Annotated in this window: 20 protein-coding genes; 12 read left to right on the forward strand and 8 right to left on the reverse strand. The window is 47.0% G+C overall.

Going from position 1 to position 18,852, the window contains the following annotated elements; genetic code table 11:
- Positions 1–56: 56 nt before the first annotated feature.
- Both ACRYI5_RS07705 and ACRYI5_RS07710 read right to left on the reverse strand, forming a co-directional pair.
- Positions 57–1,229 carry an iron-containing alcohol dehydrogenase gene (locus tag ACRYI5_RS07705; RefSeq protein ID WP_407880687.1) on the reverse strand — a complete coding sequence of 391 codons (1,173 nt, stop codon included), beginning with the start codon at positions 1,227–1,229 and terminating at the stop codon, positions 57–59.
- 217 nt (positions 1,230–1,446) lie between these two features.
- Positions 1,447–2,691, reverse strand: a complete 1,245-nt coding sequence (locus ACRYI5_RS07710) for a peptidoglycan bridge formation glycyltransferase FemA/FemB family protein (protein ID WP_448224876.1) — start codon at positions 2,689–2,691, stop codon at positions 1,447–1,449.
- A 391-nt stretch (positions 2,692–3,082) separates the two neighbouring features.
- Between ACRYI5_RS07710 and ACRYI5_RS07715 the strand changes: the two genes are divergently transcribed.
- Together ACRYI5_RS07715 and ACRYI5_RS07720 are read left to right on the forward strand one after the other, a co-directional pair.
- On the forward strand, positions 3,083–3,553 hold the full coding sequence (locus ACRYI5_RS07715; RefSeq protein WP_407880690.1) for a MarR family winged helix-turn-helix transcriptional regulator: 471 nt from the start codon (positions 3,083–3,085) through the stop codon (positions 3,551–3,553).
- Between the two features lie 112 nt (positions 3,554–3,665).
- Positions 3,666–4,235: an LOG family protein gene (locus tag ACRYI5_RS07720; RefSeq protein WP_448224877.1), complete on the forward strand. Its 570-nt coding sequence runs from the start codon at positions 3,666–3,668 to the stop codon at positions 4,233–4,235.
- On the opposite strand, the gene ACRYI5_RS07725 is transcribed toward ACRYI5_RS07720, so the two are convergent.
- Entirely contained in the window at positions 4,232–4,441 is a 210-nt protein-coding gene (locus ACRYI5_RS07725; RefSeq protein ID WP_407880694.1) for a hypothetical protein, read from the reverse strand. The genes ACRYI5_RS07720 and ACRYI5_RS07725 overlap by 4 nt on opposite strands.
- A gap of 140 nt (positions 4,442–4,581) precedes the next feature.
- Positions 4,582–5,067 (reverse strand): glutathione peroxidase, encoded by a 486-nt coding sequence (locus ACRYI5_RS07730; RefSeq protein ID WP_448224878.1) that lies wholly within the window; start codon positions 5,065–5,067, stop codon positions 4,582–4,584.
- 219 nt (positions 5,068–5,286) lie between these two features.
- Between ACRYI5_RS07730 and ACRYI5_RS07735 the strand changes: the two genes are divergently transcribed.
- Positions 5,287–6,180, forward strand: coding sequence for an agmatine deiminase family protein (locus ACRYI5_RS07735; RefSeq protein WP_448224879.1), 894 nt, complete (start codon positions 5,287–5,289; stop codon positions 6,178–6,180).
- A gap of 114 nt (positions 6,181–6,294) precedes the next feature.
- Positions 6,295–6,690, forward strand: coding sequence for an iron-sulfur cluster biosynthesis family protein (locus tag ACRYI5_RS07740; RefSeq protein WP_448224880.1), 396 nt, complete (start codon positions 6,295–6,297; stop codon positions 6,688–6,690).
- Positions 6,691–6,806: 116 nt separating this feature from the next.
- On the opposite strand, the gene ACRYI5_RS07745 is transcribed toward ACRYI5_RS07740, so the two are convergent.
- A complete protein-coding gene (locus ACRYI5_RS07745) occupies positions 6,807–7,064 on the reverse strand; it encodes a GlsB/YeaQ/YmgE family stress response membrane protein (RefSeq protein ID WP_407880730.1) in 258 nt (85 codons plus the stop codon).
- A 161-nt stretch (positions 7,065–7,225) separates the two neighbouring features.
- On the opposite strand from ACRYI5_RS07745, the gene ACRYI5_RS07750 reads away from it, so the two are divergent.
- The 5 genes from ACRYI5_RS07750 to ACRYI5_RS07770 all read left to right on the forward strand — a co-directional run bounded on the left by ACRYI5_RS07750 (position 7,226) and on the right by ACRYI5_RS07770 (position 12,779).
- The gene (locus tag ACRYI5_RS07750; RefSeq protein WP_407880701.1) at positions 7,226–7,450 is read left to right on the forward strand and encodes a helix-turn-helix domain-containing protein; all 225 of its coding nucleotides are present in this window, start codon (positions 7,226–7,228) and stop codon (positions 7,448–7,450) included.
- Positions 7,451–7,500: 50 nt separating this feature from the next.
- Complete coding sequence (locus tag ACRYI5_RS07755) at positions 7,501–9,612, forward strand: ATP-dependent Clp protease ATP-binding subunit (RefSeq protein WP_448224881.1); 2,112 nt, start codon at positions 7,501–7,503, stop codon at positions 9,610–9,612.
- A gap of 168 nt (positions 9,613–9,780) precedes the next feature.
- On the forward strand, positions 9,781–10,425 hold the full coding sequence (locus tag ACRYI5_RS07760) for an FMN-dependent NADH-azoreductase (protein ID WP_448224882.1): 645 nt from the start codon (positions 9,781–9,783) through the stop codon (positions 10,423–10,425).
- 85 nt (positions 10,426–10,510) lie between these two features.
- On the forward strand, positions 10,511–10,897 hold the full coding sequence (locus tag ACRYI5_RS07765) for a DUF805 domain-containing protein (protein WP_448224883.1): 387 nt from the start codon (positions 10,511–10,513) through the stop codon (positions 10,895–10,897).
- A gap of 253 nt (positions 10,898–11,150) precedes the next feature.
- Positions 11,151–12,779: an ABC-F family ATP-binding cassette domain-containing protein gene (locus ACRYI5_RS07770; RefSeq protein ID WP_448224884.1), complete on the forward strand. Its 1,629-nt coding sequence runs from the start codon at positions 11,151–11,153 to the stop codon at positions 12,777–12,779.
- A gap of 42 nt (positions 12,780–12,821) precedes the next feature.
- Here the strand turns inward: ACRYI5_RS07770 and ACRYI5_RS07775 are convergent, their stop codons facing one another.
- Complete coding sequence (locus ACRYI5_RS07775; protein ID WP_448224885.1) at positions 12,822–13,220, reverse strand: VOC family protein; 399 nt, start codon at positions 13,218–13,220, stop codon at positions 12,822–12,824.
- Between the two features lie 258 nt (positions 13,221–13,478).
- Here ACRYI5_RS07775 and ACRYI5_RS07780 point away from each other — a divergent pair, with 258 nt between their 5' ends.
- The gene (locus tag ACRYI5_RS07780; RefSeq protein WP_448224886.1) at positions 13,479–13,949 is read left to right on the forward strand and encodes a universal stress protein; all 471 of its coding nucleotides are present in this window, start codon (positions 13,479–13,481) and stop codon (positions 13,947–13,949) included.
- Positions 13,950–14,025: 76 nt separating this feature from the next.
- On the opposite strand, the gene ACRYI5_RS07785 is transcribed toward ACRYI5_RS07780, so the two are convergent.
- Positions 14,026–14,418 carry a DUF1398 family protein gene (locus tag ACRYI5_RS07785; protein ID WP_448224887.1) on the reverse strand — a complete coding sequence of 131 codons (393 nt, stop codon included), beginning with the start codon at positions 14,416–14,418 and terminating at the stop codon, positions 14,026–14,028.
- 267 nt (positions 14,419–14,685) lie between these two features.
- Between ACRYI5_RS07785 and ACRYI5_RS07790 the strand changes: the two genes are divergently transcribed.
- Positions 14,686–15,258 carry an NADPH-dependent FMN reductase gene (locus ACRYI5_RS07790; RefSeq protein WP_407880715.1) on the forward strand — a complete coding sequence of 191 codons (573 nt, stop codon included), beginning with the start codon at positions 14,686–14,688 and terminating at the stop codon, positions 15,256–15,258.
- Positions 15,259–15,275: 17 nt separating this feature from the next.
- Positions 15,276–16,676: a flavocytochrome c gene (locus tag ACRYI5_RS07795; RefSeq protein WP_448224888.1), complete on the forward strand. Its 1,401-nt coding sequence runs from the start codon at positions 15,276–15,278 to the stop codon at positions 16,674–16,676.
- Between the two features lie 65 nt (positions 16,677–16,741).
- Here ACRYI5_RS07795 and ACRYI5_RS07800 read toward each other — a convergent pair whose 3' ends face one another.
- On the reverse strand, positions 16,742–18,802 hold the full coding sequence (locus ACRYI5_RS07800) for a BglG family transcription antiterminator (RefSeq protein WP_448224889.1): 2,061 nt from the start codon (positions 18,800–18,802) through the stop codon (positions 16,742–16,744).
- Positions 18,803–18,852 lie beyond the last annotated feature (50 nt).

Consider the following 18,852-nt stretch of genomic DNA (forward strand, 5'->3'; position numbering starts at 1 on the left):
CCCCTCGTCAGATGACGAAGGGCTTATTTGTGCATTAAGCACGGTTAAGGCGTTAATTATTCAGCGTCGTAAGCTGCTTGGAAGATCTTGATGATGTCTTCCTTAGTTCCCTTACGAGGGTTAGAGAAGGCGTTCCCATCCTTCAAGGCGTTTTCAGCCATCAGTTCAAAGTCTTCAGGCTTAGCACCGATTTCCTTGATGGAAGCAGGGATTCCAACATCTTGTGACAATTGCTTCATGGCCTTGATGGACAATTCAGCGGCGTCACGTGTTGACAGACCTTCAGTGTTTTCACCCATGATTTCAGCTAATTCAGCGAACCGTTGTGGGTCAGCAATCAGGTTGTATTGTTCAACGTAAGGCAGAAGCAGGGCACAGCAGACACCATGAGGCGCGTCATATTGACCACCCAATTGGTGAGCCATGGCGTGAACGTAACCTAAGTTGGCGTTGTTGAAGGCCATTCCGGCTAACATTTCAGCTTCAACCATCTTGGTCCGTGCTTCCAAGTTGTGACCATTAGCAACGGCTTCACGTAAGGAAGTTTCGATCAACTTGATGGCTTCGATACATTGTGAGTCGGTGATTGGGTTATGGTCAACAGAAACGTAAGGTTCAACGGCTTGGACAAAGGCGTCCATCCCAGTAGCGGCCGTTAAGCTCTTTGGAACATCTAACATCAAACTTGGGTCGTTGAATGAAACCAACGGAATGTTCCGCCATGAAACAACAACGAACTTCAAGTGTGTTTCTTCGTTAGTGATAACTGCGTGACGGGTCAATTCTGAACCAGTTCCGGCAGTTGTGTTAACGGCGATCAATGGTGGCAAAGCCTTGTCTAAGGTTTCGATTCCAGCCAGTGTGGTAATGTCGTCACCGTTTGTCAAAATGATTCCGGCACCTTTACCAGTATCATGGGCAGACCCACCACCAACAGTGATGATTGAGTCAGCGCCTTCATCTTCATATAACTTTTTAACTTCTTTAATGTTGCGGATCTTTGGGTTAGGTTCAACGCCATTGTAAATGACGTAGTCAACACCAGCTTCATCCAATGAAGCCAACGTTTGTTGAACGGCACCGCCTTCTAATCCTTCAAGGAACTTGTCGGTAACGATGACCGGCTTCTTCATGCCGAGCATCTTAGCGCGATCACCAATCTTACTGATGACACCAGGGCCAAAGAAATTAACACTTGGCATTAAGAAATCATAACTACGTTCAACCATAAATGAAAAACCTTCTTTCGGAATTTGTGAAAACATGTCGTAACTTTATTCACAAGTAAACTATAACTGTCATAGTTACAATTATCAATACCTAGTTGTTGTCTTAAGTGGTCTAGTTTTGGTAAGGAATTGCTTGCATATGATTATCTTGTCGTTTTCAGTGTGTTTTCCGAAAAACATTCCGGAATTTTCACAAGCGTGGCATTGAGCATGAAAATTATGAAACAAGTTGTTTCAATTCTTTGAAGACCGACAGCATCTGGTGTTTGGCAGGGCGGATGATCTTCGTAAATTCACCAAGGATCTCAGTGGGGTAGCCGTTGAAGCCACGTTTGAACTCGAAGACACCGTCGTTTCCGTCAAACTGACCGGCGATGCCCAAAAAGTTGTACGTGGGGATGCCAGCCGCGGCAGCTTCGTGCATCATCGTGTCCTGAAGTAAGAACGGTCCGCGAAAGGCCTTAAACGTTTCGTTGGTATAGCTAAAAACGTAGTCCATTTCTTGCGGTTGGCTGATGAACATCGCACCAGCAATATTCAGGACAGGACCAAACGCTTCTAAGAAGGTATTGGCTTGCGTGATTTTCTGATGGTGATTTGCGTTTTGCCGTTCCAACTCGGCGATCTTTTTATCGTTGTAGGCTTTGTGTTTAGCAGCTAGTTCCGCGATTTGGTGCTGATTTTGATCGATTTTATCTTGGTAGCGTGTCATGTAGCGGGGTAAATTCAGCTCCGCCACCATAAACTTAACGTGATCCCCGTAAGTTTGAAATGCACTTTGGTAATAGCTTAACGGTTTGTCCTTGAAGTGAAGCCGTTCAGCCGTGGCTTCGGTATTGTTTTTAAACTCAGCGAGTTCATCAAAGGTCAACTGGCGCAGCTCAACACCAACCTCTTTGGCCTTATTGATGTTGTAGCGCGTGGCCTTTGAGTAGCTGGCGGTCAGCTCTGCCGCGGTCAAGCCGCTCAGCGTCTTTTTATAAACAAAGTGATTTGCATGGGTCGCCTTTTGGTAACCAGTTGCGGTGAAATCGGTGTAGCGATAGTGGAGAACCTCAAGCATATGAATGAGCTCGGCGTTTTGCTCAGTTACGATCTCACCGTCGTCATTTAAAACGTAGCGATCTAGGTTGGGCAACAAGGAAAATTCCAGCCCCTCGTGATCGTAAGCATACGTGGTGAGGCATTCAAGAAAGGTCTTAAGGCGGTCAAACGTCAGCGCGTCCTTCGGGAAAACGGGGCCGCCGTACACCTCAAAGCGGTAACCAAAGTGGATTTTACGCCCCACCAACAGGGCCGCCATAACCAAGCTTGTGTCGTCACGAAGGCCCAGATAAACAGTGATGTTGCCTTGATCAGCCAGGAGCTGGCGCTGCCAACTCGTTTGGTAAAAGCAGCCGTTCGCACACGTTTGTTCAAAGGTCATGAATTCAGATTCGGATAGTTCAGTCGTGGTTAACATTGGCAAGTCCTCCATGTCATTTGTGGTTGGCATTACTATCGGGGGTTGACCTTTAAGGAGCCTTAAGATTGAAAATAAATCACCACAAAAAAGCTGAGAACGCTCGTTAAATCAAGGCTTAAAAATTCTTCTAAATAAAAGTTAGCGATTATTGTGCCATTTTTCGGCTAAAGGGAGTATTATCTATATGAATCGTCGCAATATGGGCGGGGGTATTACAAATGAGCCAAGATCGCTGGTTTCACTAAACGTTGCTAACAAGTAAATGGTTAGCAAACGATGAGCAAAGCTAACAAGGTGAGTAGCCAGAGAGGGATTATTTGTGATACGCTAATTGGTATCGTAAAATTCACTTCAGATAGATTTTCTTTAGTATGGAGGTATTAAGTTCATGGAACAAAACATCGAACCACGGTTGTTAGATGACCAGTTGTGTGTGGCGGTTTACAACGCCAGCAAGTTGTTCAACCACTTCTACATCGAAACGTTAAAGCCATATAACCTGACCTTTCCACAGTACATCGCCTTGTGTGCCCTATGGGAACAAGACAAGCTGACGGTTAACGAGATCGGCAAGCGGTTAAACTTAGATAGTGGGACGCTTACCCCATTATTACGCCGGTTGGAATTAGGCGGTTGGGTTAAACGGACACGGTCAAAGATTGACGAACGCCAGGTGGTTGTTCGGTTGACGGCAAAGTCAAAGTCGCAGCGTGACGAAATTTACCAAAAGGTCACAGACTGCCAAAGCTTATTACAATACGATGATGAGACGTACGTTAACTCACGCTCTGCCATGTTTGATCTAGCAGACCGGTTGAACGCCATTGATTCGAAAGAATTAAAGGCCGAAGCGCTTTAATCATAGGAAATAACGCAAAACGACATTTATGGATGGGATTCCGTCCGTAAATGTCGTTTTTTGTGGTGAATGCAGTATGATGAATGAAGACTTAACAAGGGAGTACGTGGTAATGGAAAAAGTAGCAGTATACTGTGGCGCGGCCCCGGGAAATCACCAGGTGTACCAAACGGCCGCCGAAGAAACGGGTCACTGGCTGGTCGATCATGACTTAACGTTGGTTTATGGTGGTGGCCGCATGGGGCTGATGGGCCTGCTGGCTGAAACAGTGTTAGCGGATCACGGCCAGGTTCATGGCATTATCACTCAGGAGCTGGCTGATCGTGGCACTGGCGCGGCAGATCTCACAGAACTAACGGTAGTTCCTGATATGGCTGCCCGTAAAGTGGCGATGCTCACCCAAGCGGATGGGTGTCTGGCGCTCCCCGGTGGCCCGGGAACGTTAGAAGAAATAAGCGAGGCCTTTTCATGGGCCCTAATTGGTGACAATGAGACCCCGTGCGTGTTTTACAACGTCGATCATTTTTACGATCCGTTAGAAACAATGTACGATCAAATGGTGGCTACTGGCTTCTTAACGGCGAGTGGTCGCGATAAATTACTATTTGCGACATCACTAGAAGAAGCGTGGACGTTCATGAAAACATATACGCCGCCAGCAATTCGAACCTATTCGCATTAACACCGGCGATAACCAGTCGTCACGATGCGGACATAAGCACCGTTGGTAAGCGCAATCCACTGATTGAAGGCTTGGGCAACAGCGCGACAAAAGGGCGCATCATGCCGGTGTGCTTGGTATACCGGTAGGGCGGTCAAGTTAAAGTGACCCCCGTGTGGAATTTGCATGAGTTGGGCGAGCCAACGTTCAGTTGTAATTGAATTCAAAATGAAGACCTCCGCAGTCAAGACTGTCTTCATTATACGAACAAACGTTCGATAAAAGCAATGACTTTTTACATTAAAAAGCGCACTAATCACACGCCACCGGTCACCGGAGATGTTGTGATAAATGTGCTTTTGGTAACTCATGACCGGGTTGCAACGTGGCCTAAAGCAGTGACGATGTCTGCTTCAATGGCGGCCGGGGTTGTGGTCGGTGCGTACCGTTTGATCACGGTGCCATCACGGCCGATAAGAAATTTAGTGTAGTTCCACTTAATGCGACCGTGACCAGCTGTGGCCTTTAGGTACGTAAAGAGGGGATCTTCGTTTGGCCCATTGACCCAGATTCGTTTGGTCATGGGGAAGGTCACCCCGTAGTGGACCTGGCAATAGTCACTGGTGGCCTCATCGGTGGCCAGTTCCTGTTTGAACTGATCAGACGGGAGGCCGAGGATGGTAAAGCCCTGGTCATGATAGTCTTGAAAGAGGCTCTCTAAGCCAATGAGCTGTGGTGCGAGGCCACATTTACTTGCGGTGTTGACGATAAGAACGACGTGCCCCTGGTATTGCGTAAGTGGTAATGGTTGCCCATTCATTTCGGTTTCGGTAAAGTCATAAATTTTTGTCACAGCACTCAGCTCCTTTGCATGATTGGTAGAAAAAGGATTGTCATCAGTATGGGCTCTTTACTCACAGGATGCGAGAAATGTGGTTGGCTAAGCGCGGTCAGGTGATGCTAAGAATGGAAAGTGGGGATGTTAATGTTAAAGTGCTTATCTAAAATGATGGTGGGCGCACTGCTCGTCATGGGGTTTAGTGCACCGGTATTTGCGAACGGAGGGGAAACCATGATTTATACAGCAATGCCGCGGGCGGATGATCGCTATTATCGGCCGGTCAATGATGACCTGATCCGCTATAATCAAACGTTTGCGGCGCACCTTGGCGAAAACGACCAGCTACTCAGCATCACCAAACGGACGATGCCGTTTCCGACAACATCTTCAACCTATGATGACATCTGGGTTCGTGATGTAGCGCCGATTATTACGACGAAAATGGTCAAGTTTAAGCATTCGCCTGCGTACCTGAAGAAGAGTGACAGCCGGGCACTAAACACACAGTTTACCAAGTGGCTCACGACAAACCACTTTAACTACCAAACATCGGCACTGGTTCTTGATGGCGGCAATGTGCAGTGGAATCATGGCGACGCAGTGGTGGTGACAAACCGGGTCTTTGCGGATAACCGGAAGTGGTCGCACAAGGCAGTGATCAATGAGTTGAAGACAAAGCTGAACGTCAAAAAGGTTGTGGTCATTCCTGCTGAACCGGGGGATACGCTGGCCCATTCAGACGGGATGATAAAGTTTCTTAGCCCGAAGTTGGCGTTTATTAGCGACTTTGAGGGCGACACGCAGTTTCGAAAAAAGGTCGCGGGCATCATTCAGCGCGAGTTGCCAGATGTGAAATTGGTGACGATAAAGTCGGCTTACACCGAAAAGGGTCAGTTTGATCCAAACATTGCCTCCGCGCGGGGGTTGTACATCAATATGCTTGAAACGGATAAGACCATTTATGTCCCGCAGTTTGATTTAAAAGCGGATCACAGCGCCATTAAGTTTATTCAATCCTACACGGATAAAACGGTCGTCGGGATTCCAATCAACAAGGTATCAACGCTGGGCGGGGCCTTGCACTGTACAACGTGGGAAGTGCCTGCTGCGTTTCAGCCCAAATAAGTAAAATGTTTCATGTGAAACAACCTGGTGAGCAAGTTGCTTGCAGTCTGCCCCAAAAATGATTAATGTATGTGATGAATTAATTGCTTACAATTTGTTAGGGAGGCCATTAAAATGAAATTAACGGTAAAAGATGATGCAAAGCGTTACTTAGCTGACAAGGTTGCGGCAAATGCAACTTTACTGTTGGCAACAGATGATGGCTCCAATAAGTATTCTACTGTGGGCGGGACCTGTGCCATTGGTGATAAATTTCAGTTAGTTGAAGTTGCGCAAGCTGATCCAGAATATGCGGTTAGTTTGGGGAGTGATGACGGGCTGTCATTTTTCACAAGTGATAACGAAACCCCGTTTTTAAGTAATGGGCTGACGCTCGCTCTGGTGCACAACACACTGGCTTTGAAGGATGACAGTGGGCTGTTAGATGGGGCAGTGACCATTAATCACTTTGTTGGTCAGCCAACGTTAACAAAAGAAGAACTCACGGCATTAGGCAACCAGATTTGCTAAGTGCGTGTTGATCAACAAACGAAATGGTGACACAACTAAATAAAGCGCCGGTGGAAAGTCTTTGAAATGACCTTCCACCGGCGCTTTTTGCAGTTATTTAGGTGAGTAACATGTCATCAGTCGTGACGCTTTTGCATCCCGAAGATTGCTGAGATGATGAGGACCAGGATCACGGCCCCTAAGATGGCAGGAACCACCGCCATTCCGGCAAGGCTTGGCCCCCAACTTCCGAGTAACCATTGTCCCAGTGAGGCCCCAACTAGCCCAGCAATAATGTTGCCAATAATCCCGGCAGGTAAATCACGGTTAGTAATGGCCCCGGCGATTGCGCCAATGACACCACCAACAATTAATGTCCATAACCAGCCCATAATTAAGTCCTCCTTTGAGTAAATGATTGATTGGTCATCTTTACGGTACCAAGATTCTGCCAGTCACTCAATTAATCTGCTTTAAAAAAGTTTTAGTTCACACTTGTGCTACATCCACAGATGTGTTATAGTATTCATTGTTGAAGGGAGGTAACGAAAGTGCGATGGAAATTATCGATGTGAAGACCTATCTAACAGAGCATGACCTCACGATTTATGAGGTTGCTAAGCGAAGTGGTTACGGCTACACGACCCTTCATAAATCGTTCAACAAACGGCAAACGGATGCAACACCACTGAACATGCGTGACTTGGATGCGCTAGCGCGTGCACAACACGTCCAAATGTGGGAGATTCTCCGGGAGCTTGAATCACGTTACATGAAATAACCTTTAAAGAACTTTGAACTGGAACAATAGTACAGAGGAGGTACTTGAATATGGCACAACAAAATTACTCAAACGACCCGTTTGGCACAAACATGGATGACATTTTTAACCAATTAATGGGCCGCGTGAACGGCGTTAATTCAGAAGCGCGTTACTTGGTTAACGGTCGCGAGATGACGCCGGAAGAATTTGCCGAATATCGGCAAACGGGGCGGTTATCACAACCAACGGCCCAATCGTCACAAAAACAACCAGGCACTGCTGGGAAGCAGGGCGTGTTGACAAAGCTGGGTCGCAATTTAACGCAGGAAGCGCGTGATGGTGAACTGGATCCGGTGATTGGCCGGAACAAAGAAATTCAGGAAACTGCTGAAATTTTAAGTCGGCGGACGAAAAATAACCCGATTTTAGTCGGGGACGCCGGAGTCGGAAAGACCGCTGTTGTGGAAGGGTTAGCCCAAGCGATTGTTAGTGGCGATGTCCCAGCGGCCATCAAGGACAAGGAATTATGGTCCATCGACCTGTCATCGCTCGAAGCAGGGACTCAATACCGCGGAAGCTTTGAAGAAAACATTCAAAACTTGATCAAGGAAGTTAAACAGGCGGGCAACGTCATCTTGTTCTTTGATGAAATCCATCAAATTTTGGGTACCGGGTCCACTGGCGGCGAAGATGGTGGTAAGGGACTGGCTGACATCATTAAGCCAGCGTTGAGTCGTGGTGAACTGACTGTGATCGGTGCCACAACGCAGGACGAATACCGGAATACGATCATGAAAAACGCAGCGTTGGCACGGCGGTTTAACGACGTTACGGTTAACGCACCAAGTGCAGAAGCAACGTTTGCCATCCTTCAGGGGATTCGGGCGTTGTACCAAGATCACCACAGTGTGGACTTGCCAGATGATGTGTTGAAGGCTGCGGTGGATTATTCCATCCAGTACATTCCACAACGTTCCTTGCCAGATAAGGCCATTGACCTGTTGGACATGACGGCTGCTCACTTGGCTGCGCAACATCCGGTGACGGATAAAGTCAGTTTGGAAGCCCAGCTTAAGCAAGCTGAGCAAGATAAACAGGCTGCCGCTGATAGGGAAGACTTTGAAGCAGCTAGCACAGCAAAGACGATGGTCGACAAGCTGAAGGCCCAGTTAGCTAGTGATGACGGTGATGAAAAACGGCCAGTGGCAACGGTGAACGATGTGGCAGAAGCCGTTGAGCGGCTGACTGGCATTCCCGTATCACAAATGGGCGCTAGCGACATCGAACGGTTAAAGACCATCAACGAACGGCTGAAGGGTAAGGTCATCGGTCAAGATGAAGCGGTGAACCTTGTAGCCCGCGCCATTCGCCGGAACCGGGCTGGTTTTGACGAAGGGAACCGGCCAATTGGAAGCTTCCTGTTTGTTGGCCCAACTGGGGTCGGAAAGACTGAATTAGCTAAGCAACTTGCCCTTGATCTGTTTGGAAACAAGGACGCGATCATCCGGTTGGACATGAGTGAATACACGGATACGACCGCAGTTTCCAAGTTGATTGGGACGACTGCCGGGTACGTTGGTTATGAAGACAACGCCAACACATTGACGGAAAAGGTTCGTCGGAACCCATACTCCATTGTGTTGCTGGATGAAATTGAAAAGGCCAACCCACAGGTCCTGACCCTGTTACTTCAGGTGATGGATGATGGTCGGTTAACGGACGGACAAGGCAACGTTGTGGACTTCAAAAACACAATCGTGATTGCGACGTCTAACGCCGGGTTTGGTAACGAACAATTAACGGCGGACACAAAGCACGATGAAAAATTGATGGACAAGCTGACACCATACTTCCGGCCTGAATTTTTGAACCGGTTTAACGGCATCGTGGAATTTAGCCACTTGACCAAAGATGATCTGCAACAAATCGTGGATCTTATGATCGTGGATGTGAACAAGACGTTAGCGAAAAAAGACATTACGTTAACGGTCACAGATGACGCCAAGGCCTGGTTGATTGACCAGGGGTATGATGAAGCCATGGGTGCACGGCCATTACGGCGTGTGATCGAACAAGAGATTCGTGATCGCGTCACGGACTTCTACCTGGATCACCTTGACGCAAAGAAGTTGGAAGCTGATTTGGTGGATGACAAAATCGAAATTAAACGCTTAGACTAAGGTTCCGTTTAATAAGCGCATGATAAAGAGCCCCGTTTTTCCCTTAAATTTTGGGAGAAACGGGGCTCTTTTGTTGATCCAACCAATGAGTTTATATTTTTTGTTGACATGTTAACTAAAATGGATTAATGTTTACACATCAACAAAAAACGAAAAGGAAGTTTTATTATGAAAAAAATGTTAGTTATTGAAGCACACCCACAAACACAAACCGATTCAAAATCATTGACGGTTGGCCAAGCGTTTATCGAAGCGTATCAAACGGCACACCCAGATGACCTTGTCACCATTCACGACCTCTATACCGAAGGGGTGCCACCCATTAATAACCAAACGTTTGATGCGTGGAAACAGCTGAAGTATGGCAAACCGCTATCAGCGTTACCAATTGAACTTCAAACGATGATGAAACGGCACCAGGAAGAAATTGATGAATTTGTGGATTACGACCGTTATGTCTTTATTAACCCGATGTATAATCACTTTCTGCCGGCCGAAATGAAGCAGTACATTGACGTGATCTCCGTGGCACATAAGACGTTTGCTTACACGCTGGCGGGGCCTAAGGGGCTTCTTCACGATAAGAAAATGGTGCACATTCAGTCGGCTGGTGGCGTGTACCATGGAACCGGGGCGCAGGACCACGCAACGTTTGATTTCGGCGACGCCTACTTAATGCACACGATGAAATTTTTTGGTGTTGACGATGTTCGTGGTCTCTATGTAGAGGGCGCAGATGCTGACCCAGACCATGCGGATCAAATCATCGCAAACGCCGTTAAACAGGCCCAAACGATGGCGACAACGTTCTAAAGATTAATGATAAGGCAAATTAGCTGTATTGTTATTTACTAGTCGATATAATGAATGTAATCAATCATTAAAGGGGTGGCTAAACATGCAAAGTTATCAAGAGTTTTGGCGCAAAATGTTTGTTTGGGACGCAACGGCAACACGGTCTCAGTACTGGATTCCGTGGTTTATTAACATTATCGTGGTGGCCGTAGTGGGCTGGTTAACAGATGTAAATCCGAATACGTTTAGCCCCGATTATTTGATTCATCATTTTAGTGGCCCCACGTTGTTGTTTGGGATTTTTGCAGTGTTGATCTGGTTAGCAGAATTTACGATTCGGGCCCGGCGGCTTCACGATACCGGGCGCAGCAACTGGTGGATTTTGTTGTACGCGTTGCCAATCATTGGTTGGATCTGGTTCTTCATTTTGATGTTGTTACCAAGCCGGCAAAACGACCGGTGGGACGTTAACCAAACGGACGTCCAGTAAGTAGGTTCCCTTAGACGAAACACGAAAAATGTGATAACCTAGAACAACTAATTGATTGTAATTAAAGAAGCGTGCGGCGTGCATTTGCTTGAGGCACACGCGGATTATGTGAAAGAACACTTATGGGGGCTACTTCCATAAGTGCTCTTTCGTGTAAACGAAGAAACGCTTACCTGATGGTCAGTCAACCGCATGAAGTGGTGCGGTCAAAAAGTTGTTTGTTGTCATTTAAAAAGATTATGTGAGGGACTTAATGTTAACTGTTAACAACGTCAGCATGCAGTTTGGAACACGAAAACTGTACGAAGACATTAATTTAAAATTTACACCGGGGAACTGTTACGGTGTTATCGGAGCTAACGGTGCCGGTAAATCAACGTTTTTGAAGATTATCGACGGTGAATTGAAGCCAACAACGGGAACCGTTTCACTCGGGCCAAACGAGCGGATGTCCAGTCTGAACCAAAACCACTTTGCCTTTGAAGACGAAGAAGTGATGGATACGGTGATCCGGGGGCATGAAAAGCTGTACCAAATCATGAAGGAAAAGGATGCGTTGTACGCAAAACCTGATTTTTCTGATGAGGATGGCATGAAGGCCGCTGAATTAGAGGGTGAATTTGCCGAACTGGATGGCTGGAATGCCGAAGTTGAAGCAAGCCAGATGTTGCAGGCGCTCGGAATCGATGAAAGCATGCACCATGTGAAGATGAGCGAATTGACCGAACCCCAAAAGGTGAAGGTGTTATTGGGACAAGCCTTGTTTGGTAATCCTGACATTCTGCTCCTGGACGAGCCGACCAACGGGCTGGACGTTCAATCAATCAGCTGGTTGGAAAACTTCTTGGCCGACTACCAAAACACCGTGATCGTTGTGTCACATGACCGGCACTTTTTGAACCAGGTCTGCACGCACATGTGTGACGTGGACTTTGGAAAGATCACACTGTTTGTTGGGAACTACGATTTCTGGATGGAAAGTAGCGAATTGGCTGCCAAGTTAACGTCGAGCGCCAACCAGAAAAAGGAAGAACAAATTAAGGAACTGCAAGACTTTATCGCCCGGTTTAGTGCCAACGCGTCTAAGTCAAAGCAGGCCACTTCACGGAAAAAGCAGTTGGATAAAATTACGTTAGATGACATCAAACCATCGTCACGTAAGTACCCATTTATCCAATTTACGCCAGACCGTGAAATTGGTAATGACCTACTCCGGGTGGATGGCGTTTCAAAGGCAATTGATGGGGTCCAAATTTTGGATAACATTACGTTTACTCTGCGGCCAAATGAAAAGACGGCGTTGATCAGCCGGAATGATTTAGCAACCACCACGCTGATGCAAATTATTGCTGGCGAAATGGAACCTGATACCGGAACAGTTACTTGGGGTCAAACGACGTCAACAACGTATCTGCCACGTGACTTTAACAGTCAGTTTGAGGATTCGAGTTTAACGATCTTGGACTGGTTACGTCAGTTTGCGCCAAAGGGTGAGGATGACAACACGTTCCTCCGTGGTTTCTTAGGGAAAATGCTCTTCTCTGGTGAAGACGTTATGCGTGAGGTAAACGTCTTGTCAGGGGGCGAAAAGGTTCGGTCCATGTTATCTAAGATGATGTTGAGTAAAGCCAACGTTCTGTTGATGGATGACCCAACGAACCACTTGGACTTGGAATCAATCACAGCGTTGAACAACAGTCTGATTGATTTTAAGGGTGCCATTGTCTTTACCTCACATGACCACGAATTCATCCAGACGATTGCAAACCACATTGTCGAGGTGAGCGATAAGGGTGTTGTGGAACGCGCAGACACAACGTACGATGACTTCTTGAATCATAAACTCGTTCAGGAACAAGTGAGCGCACTATACACTAAGTAAGCAAAATCCCACTCAGAAATTTTTCTGAGTGGGATTTTAAATTTATGCATCAATATTCCAGCGAACGCCGAAGTGATCAGTTAGGACGCCAAAGTAGCCGCCCCAGTCGTGCTGTTCTAACGGGAGCACCACGGTGCCTTGATCTGCTAGGAGTTGAAACAACATGACAGCTTTACCAACTGATTCTAAGTGAAGACCCATTGAAGTGGTGTTACCGGGTGTGACGTCGGGCGCGCCAGGAATGACATCGAGGGCTGTGATGGTAAATGAATCGGGAATGGCAAGTGTTCCATGGACGATTAGATTCTTAACGTCGTCACTGGCATCAGGAAATAGCTCGCCAGCACGGTTAAGGTTGAGTTCGCCGCCAAAGATGGAGCGATAGAAGGTTAAGGCCTGTGCTGCTTGGCCGTGAAAGGTTAGGTACGGCATAAAATCCATATAGTGTTATCCTCGTTTGATTGGTGTTCCCAAGATTATGATAGTGGACCTATTTTATCATGCTTAAGCCAAAAAATTGATGTGTTTCACGTGAAACGATGGTTAAATATCAGGGAACAAGCAACCATAGTCGAAAAGAGGGCTGACTGTCGGCTAAATAAGGTGACGCGCCCGAACCAGCAGAGCAAAATAATTGCTGTTTCATGGTTCGTTCACGTATAGTTAAGGAAGATCAGACGAGTCGAGGAGGGATTTAAAATGAGTTTTTCACCGAAACAAATTTTAGTGCCACTAGATGGTTCAGAAAACGCGGAACAGGCCTTAACGGCGGCGATTGATATCGCTAAAGAAACCGGCGCCCATTTACACTTAATTCGGGTTTATCTGCCTGCATACACGGCGGCCAACATTGGTGTCGGGTTAGCTGTTCGTGAGTTTGATAACGATCTGCTAGTCGATTTCAAGGCATACCTCAAAAAGATCATGACACGGTTAGACAAGGCGGGGGTTACAAACGTCGAGGCGCACGTCGTTGAGGGCAACGTGAAGAAGACAATTGCCCTTGATTACCCAGCAGAACACCAAATTGATTTAATCGTCATTGGTGCTACCGGGATGGATGCGTTTAGCCAAACCGTGTTGGGATCCGTCACAGACTTTGTGGTGAACAAAGCCAAGGTCAATGTGATGGTCGTCAAACGAAGTGAAGCAGACGCTTCTGAAGGCTAAAAGAAAAATAATGAGTAAAACGGCCATCATGGCTGACGTGAAAGACATGTCAGTCATGATGGCCGTTTTGTGGTTATTATAATCCGGGAATTGGTTCAACATGAAGGGCGTTGTGGTCCCCATCGTAATAAGTGACCTCTTTAGCAACGAGATCGCTGGTCCAAACGGGCACGCCGGCTTCACCAGCAAGTTCTGCAAAGCGCTCAAAGTCAAAGTTACCAGCCTGAGCACCACGAACCGCAGCGATGATGGCTTCTTGATTGCCCACCTTGGCAACAGGCTTTGGCACACCGTTCATTGCAAGGTCAACGTGGCTATCCGCGTCATAATAGCGGTAAAGGCCCTCAGCAACGAGGTAATCATAACGGGTTACGCCCAGCACTGAAAAGGCCTGCATCAGTTTAGCAAAGCCACCTGCGTCTTGTTCAGCGTTCACAGCGGCCTCAATGTCTTGGTAGTTTAGTGTCATGGGGAAAACTCCTCTGGGATAATTTTAGAGCTATTGTAGCGCTTTACGGGGATGAACGCTAACGATAACAAAGAAAGAAAATGGGCGTCATATAAATAAAATTAATTAATTCACAAACGTTTGACTATACTCACTGTGAACGGTTATTCTACAAGGGAGAATTGTTAAGGAGACCATTTGATTACTAAGTGAAAAAAAGCGCAAGTCAATGAATGGTGACGGGTGCTAAGCAATCAATGGTGCTAACTGAAACAAGGGAGAGCAACTATGCCACGGTTTATTGCCATTGTGGGCACGAATGCGAGTAAGTCGTATAATCGTGTTCTACTGAATTACATGAAGTCACATTTTGCTGATCAAGCAGAAATTGAAGTTCAAGAGATCAAGGATGTCCCACTGTTTAACGAGGACGCAATGACTGATATCCCAACGGTTATTGAAAATATTGATCAGAAGATCCTAGCTGCGGATGGTGTCATTTTCGGGGTTCCTGAGTATGATCATTCCGTTCCCGCATGTTTAAAGAGCCTGATTGAATGGTTATCATCAGCACGCCATTCGTTTAATCACAAGCCCGTGATGATTGTCGGGGGTTCGTACGGCATTCAGGGAACGGTTCGTGCTCAAATGAACTTGCGTCAGATTCTGGATTCACCTGGTGTCAACGCCGAGGTGTTACCCGGAAATGAATTTCAACTCGCTAACGTTACCCAAAAGTTGGACGATAACGGCCAGCTGGTGGATGAACGAAGCGCTCAATTTTTGGATACCTGTTTTGACAACTTTGTGGATTTTGTTCGTGCTCACGAAATTGTCAGTGAAGAAAAACTTGTTAAGTAAGAAAGGAAATTATTATTATGCCTGAAAAATTTCGGTTTGTTCCAAGTGATATTGCAACCTTGCAAGACCAATACGACGTTGTTGTCATTGGTTCCGGGAGCACTGGTTTAGTGGCTGCGATGCAAGCACATGAACTGGGGTTGAAGCCTGTCATTCTTGAAAAGATGGACAAAATCGGTGGGAACACGACTCGTGCCTCATCCGGGATGAACGCTGCTGAAACAAACGTTCAGTTGCACCATGGTGTTGTGGACAGTTTTGAAGACTTCTACGCTGAAACCTTAAAGGGTGGTGGCGAGCTGAATGATAAGGACTTGCTCCAATACTTCAGTACACACTCAGCCCTTGCCATTGACTGGTTGGCTGACCACGGCATCAAACTGGATGACATGACGATTACCGGTGGGATGAGCAAGATGCGGACACACCGGCCATCAAGTATGGCTCCAATCGGTGGCTTCCTGGTTACAGAACTGTTAAAGCAAGTGCAAGCTGAACAACTACCACTGTTCACTCAAGTGACTGTAAACCGGATCGACAAGAATGCTGACGACGTCGTAACGGGCGTTGAAGCAACGTTGCCAAATGGTGATCACAAGACCATTAACGGCCAAGCAGTTATCCTGGCTACCGGTGGATTTGGGTCAAACCCTGAAATGATCGAATCTTACCGCCCTGACTTAAAGGGTTACAAGACGACGAACCAACCTGGGGCCACTGGTGATGGGTTGAAGTTGGCAACGGACGCAGGTGCTGCCCTGGTTCAAATGGATCAGATCCAGGTTCACCCAACGGTTCAACAAGACAACCCCCACACGTTCTTGATCGGTGAAGCCGTGCGTGGTGAAGGGGCAATTCTGGTTAACGCAGCGGGAAGCCGGTTTGTTAACGAATTAAACACGCGGAAGGTCGTTTCAGATTCAATCACCGCCTTACCAGAACACAGTGCTTACTTGATTCTTGATCAGGGCATTCGTTCACGGGTCAAGGCCATTGAATTCTACGACAGCATTGGCCTTGTTGTTACGGGTGAAAGCTTGGCTGACCTAGCCGGCAAGTTGAACATGGACGCTGACACATTGGGTGCGACTGTTGCTAAGTGGAACACAGCCGTTGCTAACCATGATGACGCCGAATTCTCACGGACAACGGGGATGGATCGTGACATTAGCGAAGGACCATTCTTCGCCATTCACATCGCCCCAGCCGTTCACTACACGATGGGTGGCGTTAAGGCCAACCACAAGGCCCAAGTCCTCACAGAAGACGGTTCAGTCATCACTGGCCTGTTTGCCGGTGGTGAAGTCGTCGGCGGACTGCACGGAAACAACCGGATCGGTGGGAACTCCATTGCCGAAACCGTTGTCTTCGGACGTCAGGCTGGTCAACAAGTCTTCGATTACATCAAAAGTAAATAAGCACGAATAGAACGTTTAAAACGCCGTTTGGTCAGTAAGATTACTGGTCAAACGGCGTTTTTTGGTTAGCTGAGCGGTTGCTCTAACAAGGTGGTGATGGTTGCAACATCTTTTGCCTGATTTATTCGGTGAACCCACTTGTCATCCTGAATCTTTTGCATAAGTTGCGACAAGGCGGTGAGATGACTGGTTTGATCAAGCGGGGCCAACCCGATAATGATGTGAATCGGCTCTGAATGCGGGTGATCTGGCACAGTAATTGTGACAGGGTGATTCAGAACAAGGAGGCTCATTCTCAGGTCATAAACGCCATCATTTGGGGTGGCATGTGCCAGCATAATGCCATTGCCTAGAACCATGTAAGGCCCGTTTGTCGTGGTGAGGTCAAGGACAGTCTGTAGGTAACGCGGTTCAATCAAGTGTTCTGTAAGGAGCGGTTGAAGGGCTATCGAGATGGCCTGCTGCCAGGTTGTTGGCGTTGTGGCGACGCCTAAGTGAGTTGCCGGCAGTAAGCGGCTTAAACTGGTCAGGCCTGTTACAGCAGGCGTTTTTGACATGGAACCACGCTGATTTAAATACCCCCGGAGGGCATCCGTTAAACCGGCGACGTCTTCAATTCGGGCATAATTACTAATGACATCGAGAAGGGAATTGACGTTAGCTTCGTTGAAATGGGTATCTGTTAAATGAGCATTGAGAAGTGCTTTTTCAATGGTTTCCCAATCATGGCGGTTCGGCAAGGGCGAAACCTGGGCTACCGGAACTTTTGTTGTTACGGGCAGTGTGATGGTACTAATGATTAGTTTTGTGGCCGTTAAATCATGATTTTTATACTGAAAGACACTGAGTGGTTGTGAAAAGGCGATTTCTGGGTAACGCTGGGTGAGCTGCTGTTGCAGGATAAACGAGGTACCGATGCCACTGGAACAGACGACAAGAACGTCTGGCTGTCCCGTTTGCTGAGTTTCGATTGCCCGGAGTTCGCCCCCGAAATAGAGGGTAATAAGGGCCACTTCATCATCAGTAAGGTGGCCATTGATGAAGTCTTCAAAGGGATGAACAGCGTACTTTGTGAATGAGAATAGTTCGTTAAAGCCTTCGGTGATCTGTTTGAGGTTGGGGTGGTGATAGGGAATCATAAACTTCGCGCGATAAAACGTGGACAGAAGATGTGTGGCTAACGTTAATTCCAGCTTTTGAGGGGCAATGTTGGCACCAGAAACGGTGTTGAACCGGTCAATTAACTGGCGAGCAATGGGGGAAATTTGTTGGATAAGGGTATCCGTTTGGTTGACTTGATAAAATTGACTCGTGTTAATAATGCGACCAAGAAAGTAGGCTTCACTAAAGTTATTGTGACCGTGTGCCGCTAAGAACTTGATGGACCAGTTGATGGAAGTGGAATCCACCGAACTTTTGCGAACCGGTGAGTCTGGAAGCTGGTCTTCAGGGGTCGCGATGCGATCTAAAAACCACAAAATGAACGTAGCTAATGTGGTTAAGGCGTCATCCGTAAAGTAGTTACCGGTGGCCTTTTCCAGTTGATGAATTTCGGTGTTAATCAAATCAAGCCGTGTTGAGGTCGTGGTGATTTGACTGAAAAGAAAAGAGTGTGGGTCATTAAGCGCCTCTAACACCCAGTTACGTTGAGCAATTTCCGCACCGGCAATCGCCTTGCCCGTTGACGTTTGAACGAGATCGAGCCCATGGGCAGTTAGGGTTGTCCGCACAATTTTTAGGTCAGCAATGGCTGTGTGTTTAGAAATGTGGAATTGGTGAACGAGCTGGGTCAATGACTGATTATGATGATTGATAAGATCCCAAATAATGAGTTGGCAGCGTTGTGCTTTTGTGAATCTGTAGGCTGGTGGTTGAGCTCCTGAATGTTGATTCAGGAGCTCTTTTTTGGTCTCGTCAGGAATAAAGTAACCCGCACCAGTGGTGTTCAAAATGGTATCAAGGCGATCTTCGCTAAGAACGGCATTGACCTTGTGAATAACATAAAAAACGCCACGCCGAGAGAGGCTGAGGTGGTCTTCCAGCTCAGTTAGCGTGGCAAACGTATTCTTATTGACCAGAAAATTGAGGAGCTCATTTCCATGTTTAATGTCCGTATAGTTGATCATCGTAAATGTCCTTTGATGAATGTGAGAGGGTGCAATTTTTGCATTTTTGC

Source organism: Furfurilactobacillus sp. WILCCON 0119 (genome assembly GCF_053471565.1).

Bases quoted from the DNA above. Each gene is read 5' to 3' on its own strand.
- ACRYI5_RS07715 (WP_407880690.1), top strand. From the start codon at position 3,083: ATGGAACAAAACATCGAACCACGGTTGTTAGATGACCAGTTGTGTGTG.
- ACRYI5_RS07785 (WP_448224887.1), bottom strand. From the start codon at position 14,418: ATGACACTAAACTACCAAGACATTGAGGCCGCTGTGAACGCTGAACAA.
- ACRYI5_RS07795 (WP_448224888.1), top strand. From the start codon at position 15,276: ATGCCTGAAAAATTTCGGTTTGTTCCAAGTGATATTGCAACCTTGCAA.
- ACRYI5_RS07735 (WP_448224879.1), top strand. From the start codon at position 5,287: ATGATTTATACAGCAATGCCGCGGGCGGATGATCGCTATTATCGGCCG.
- ACRYI5_RS07720 (WP_448224877.1), top strand. From the start codon at position 3,666: ATGGAAAAAGTAGCAGTATACTGTGGCGCGGCCCCGGGAAATCACCAG.
- ACRYI5_RS07750 (WP_407880701.1), top strand. From the start codon at position 7,226: ATGGAAATTATCGATGTGAAGACCTATCTAACAGAGCATGACCTCACG.
- ACRYI5_RS07760 (WP_448224882.1), top strand. From the start codon at position 9,781: ATGAAAAAAATGTTAGTTATTGAAGCACACCCACAAACACAAACCGAT.
- ACRYI5_RS07770 (WP_448224884.1), top strand. From the start codon at position 11,151: ATGTTAACTGTTAACAACGTCAGCATGCAGTTTGGAACACGAAAACTG.
- ACRYI5_RS07705 (WP_407880687.1), bottom strand. From the start codon at position 1,229: ATGGTTGAACGTAGTTATGATTTCTTAATGCCAAGTGTTAATTTCTTT.
- ACRYI5_RS07780 (WP_448224886.1), top strand. From the start codon at position 13,479: ATGAGTTTTTCACCGAAACAAATTTTAGTGCCACTAGATGGTTCAGAA.
- ACRYI5_RS07710 (WP_448224876.1), bottom strand. From the start codon at position 2,691: ATGTTAACCACGACTGAACTATCCGAATCTGAATTCATGACCTTTGAA.
- ACRYI5_RS07775 (WP_448224885.1), bottom strand. From the start codon at position 13,220: ATGGATTTTATGCCGTACCTAACCTTTCACGGCCAAGCAGCACAGGCC.
- ACRYI5_RS07800 (WP_448224889.1), bottom strand. From the start codon at position 18,802: ATGATCAACTATACGGACATTAAACATGGAAATGAGCTCCTCAATTTT.
- ACRYI5_RS07765 (WP_448224883.1), top strand. From the start codon at position 10,511: ATGCAAAGTTATCAAGAGTTTTGGCGCAAAATGTTTGTTTGGGACGCA.
- ACRYI5_RS07790 (WP_407880715.1), top strand. From the start codon at position 14,686: ATGCCACGGTTTATTGCCATTGTGGGCACGAATGCGAGTAAGTCGTAT.
- ACRYI5_RS07755 (WP_448224881.1), top strand. From the start codon at position 7,501: ATGGCACAACAAAATTACTCAAACGACCCGTTTGGCACAAACATGGAT.
- ACRYI5_RS07740 (WP_448224880.1), top strand. From the start codon at position 6,295: ATGAAATTAACGGTAAAAGATGATGCAAAGCGTTACTTAGCTGACAAG.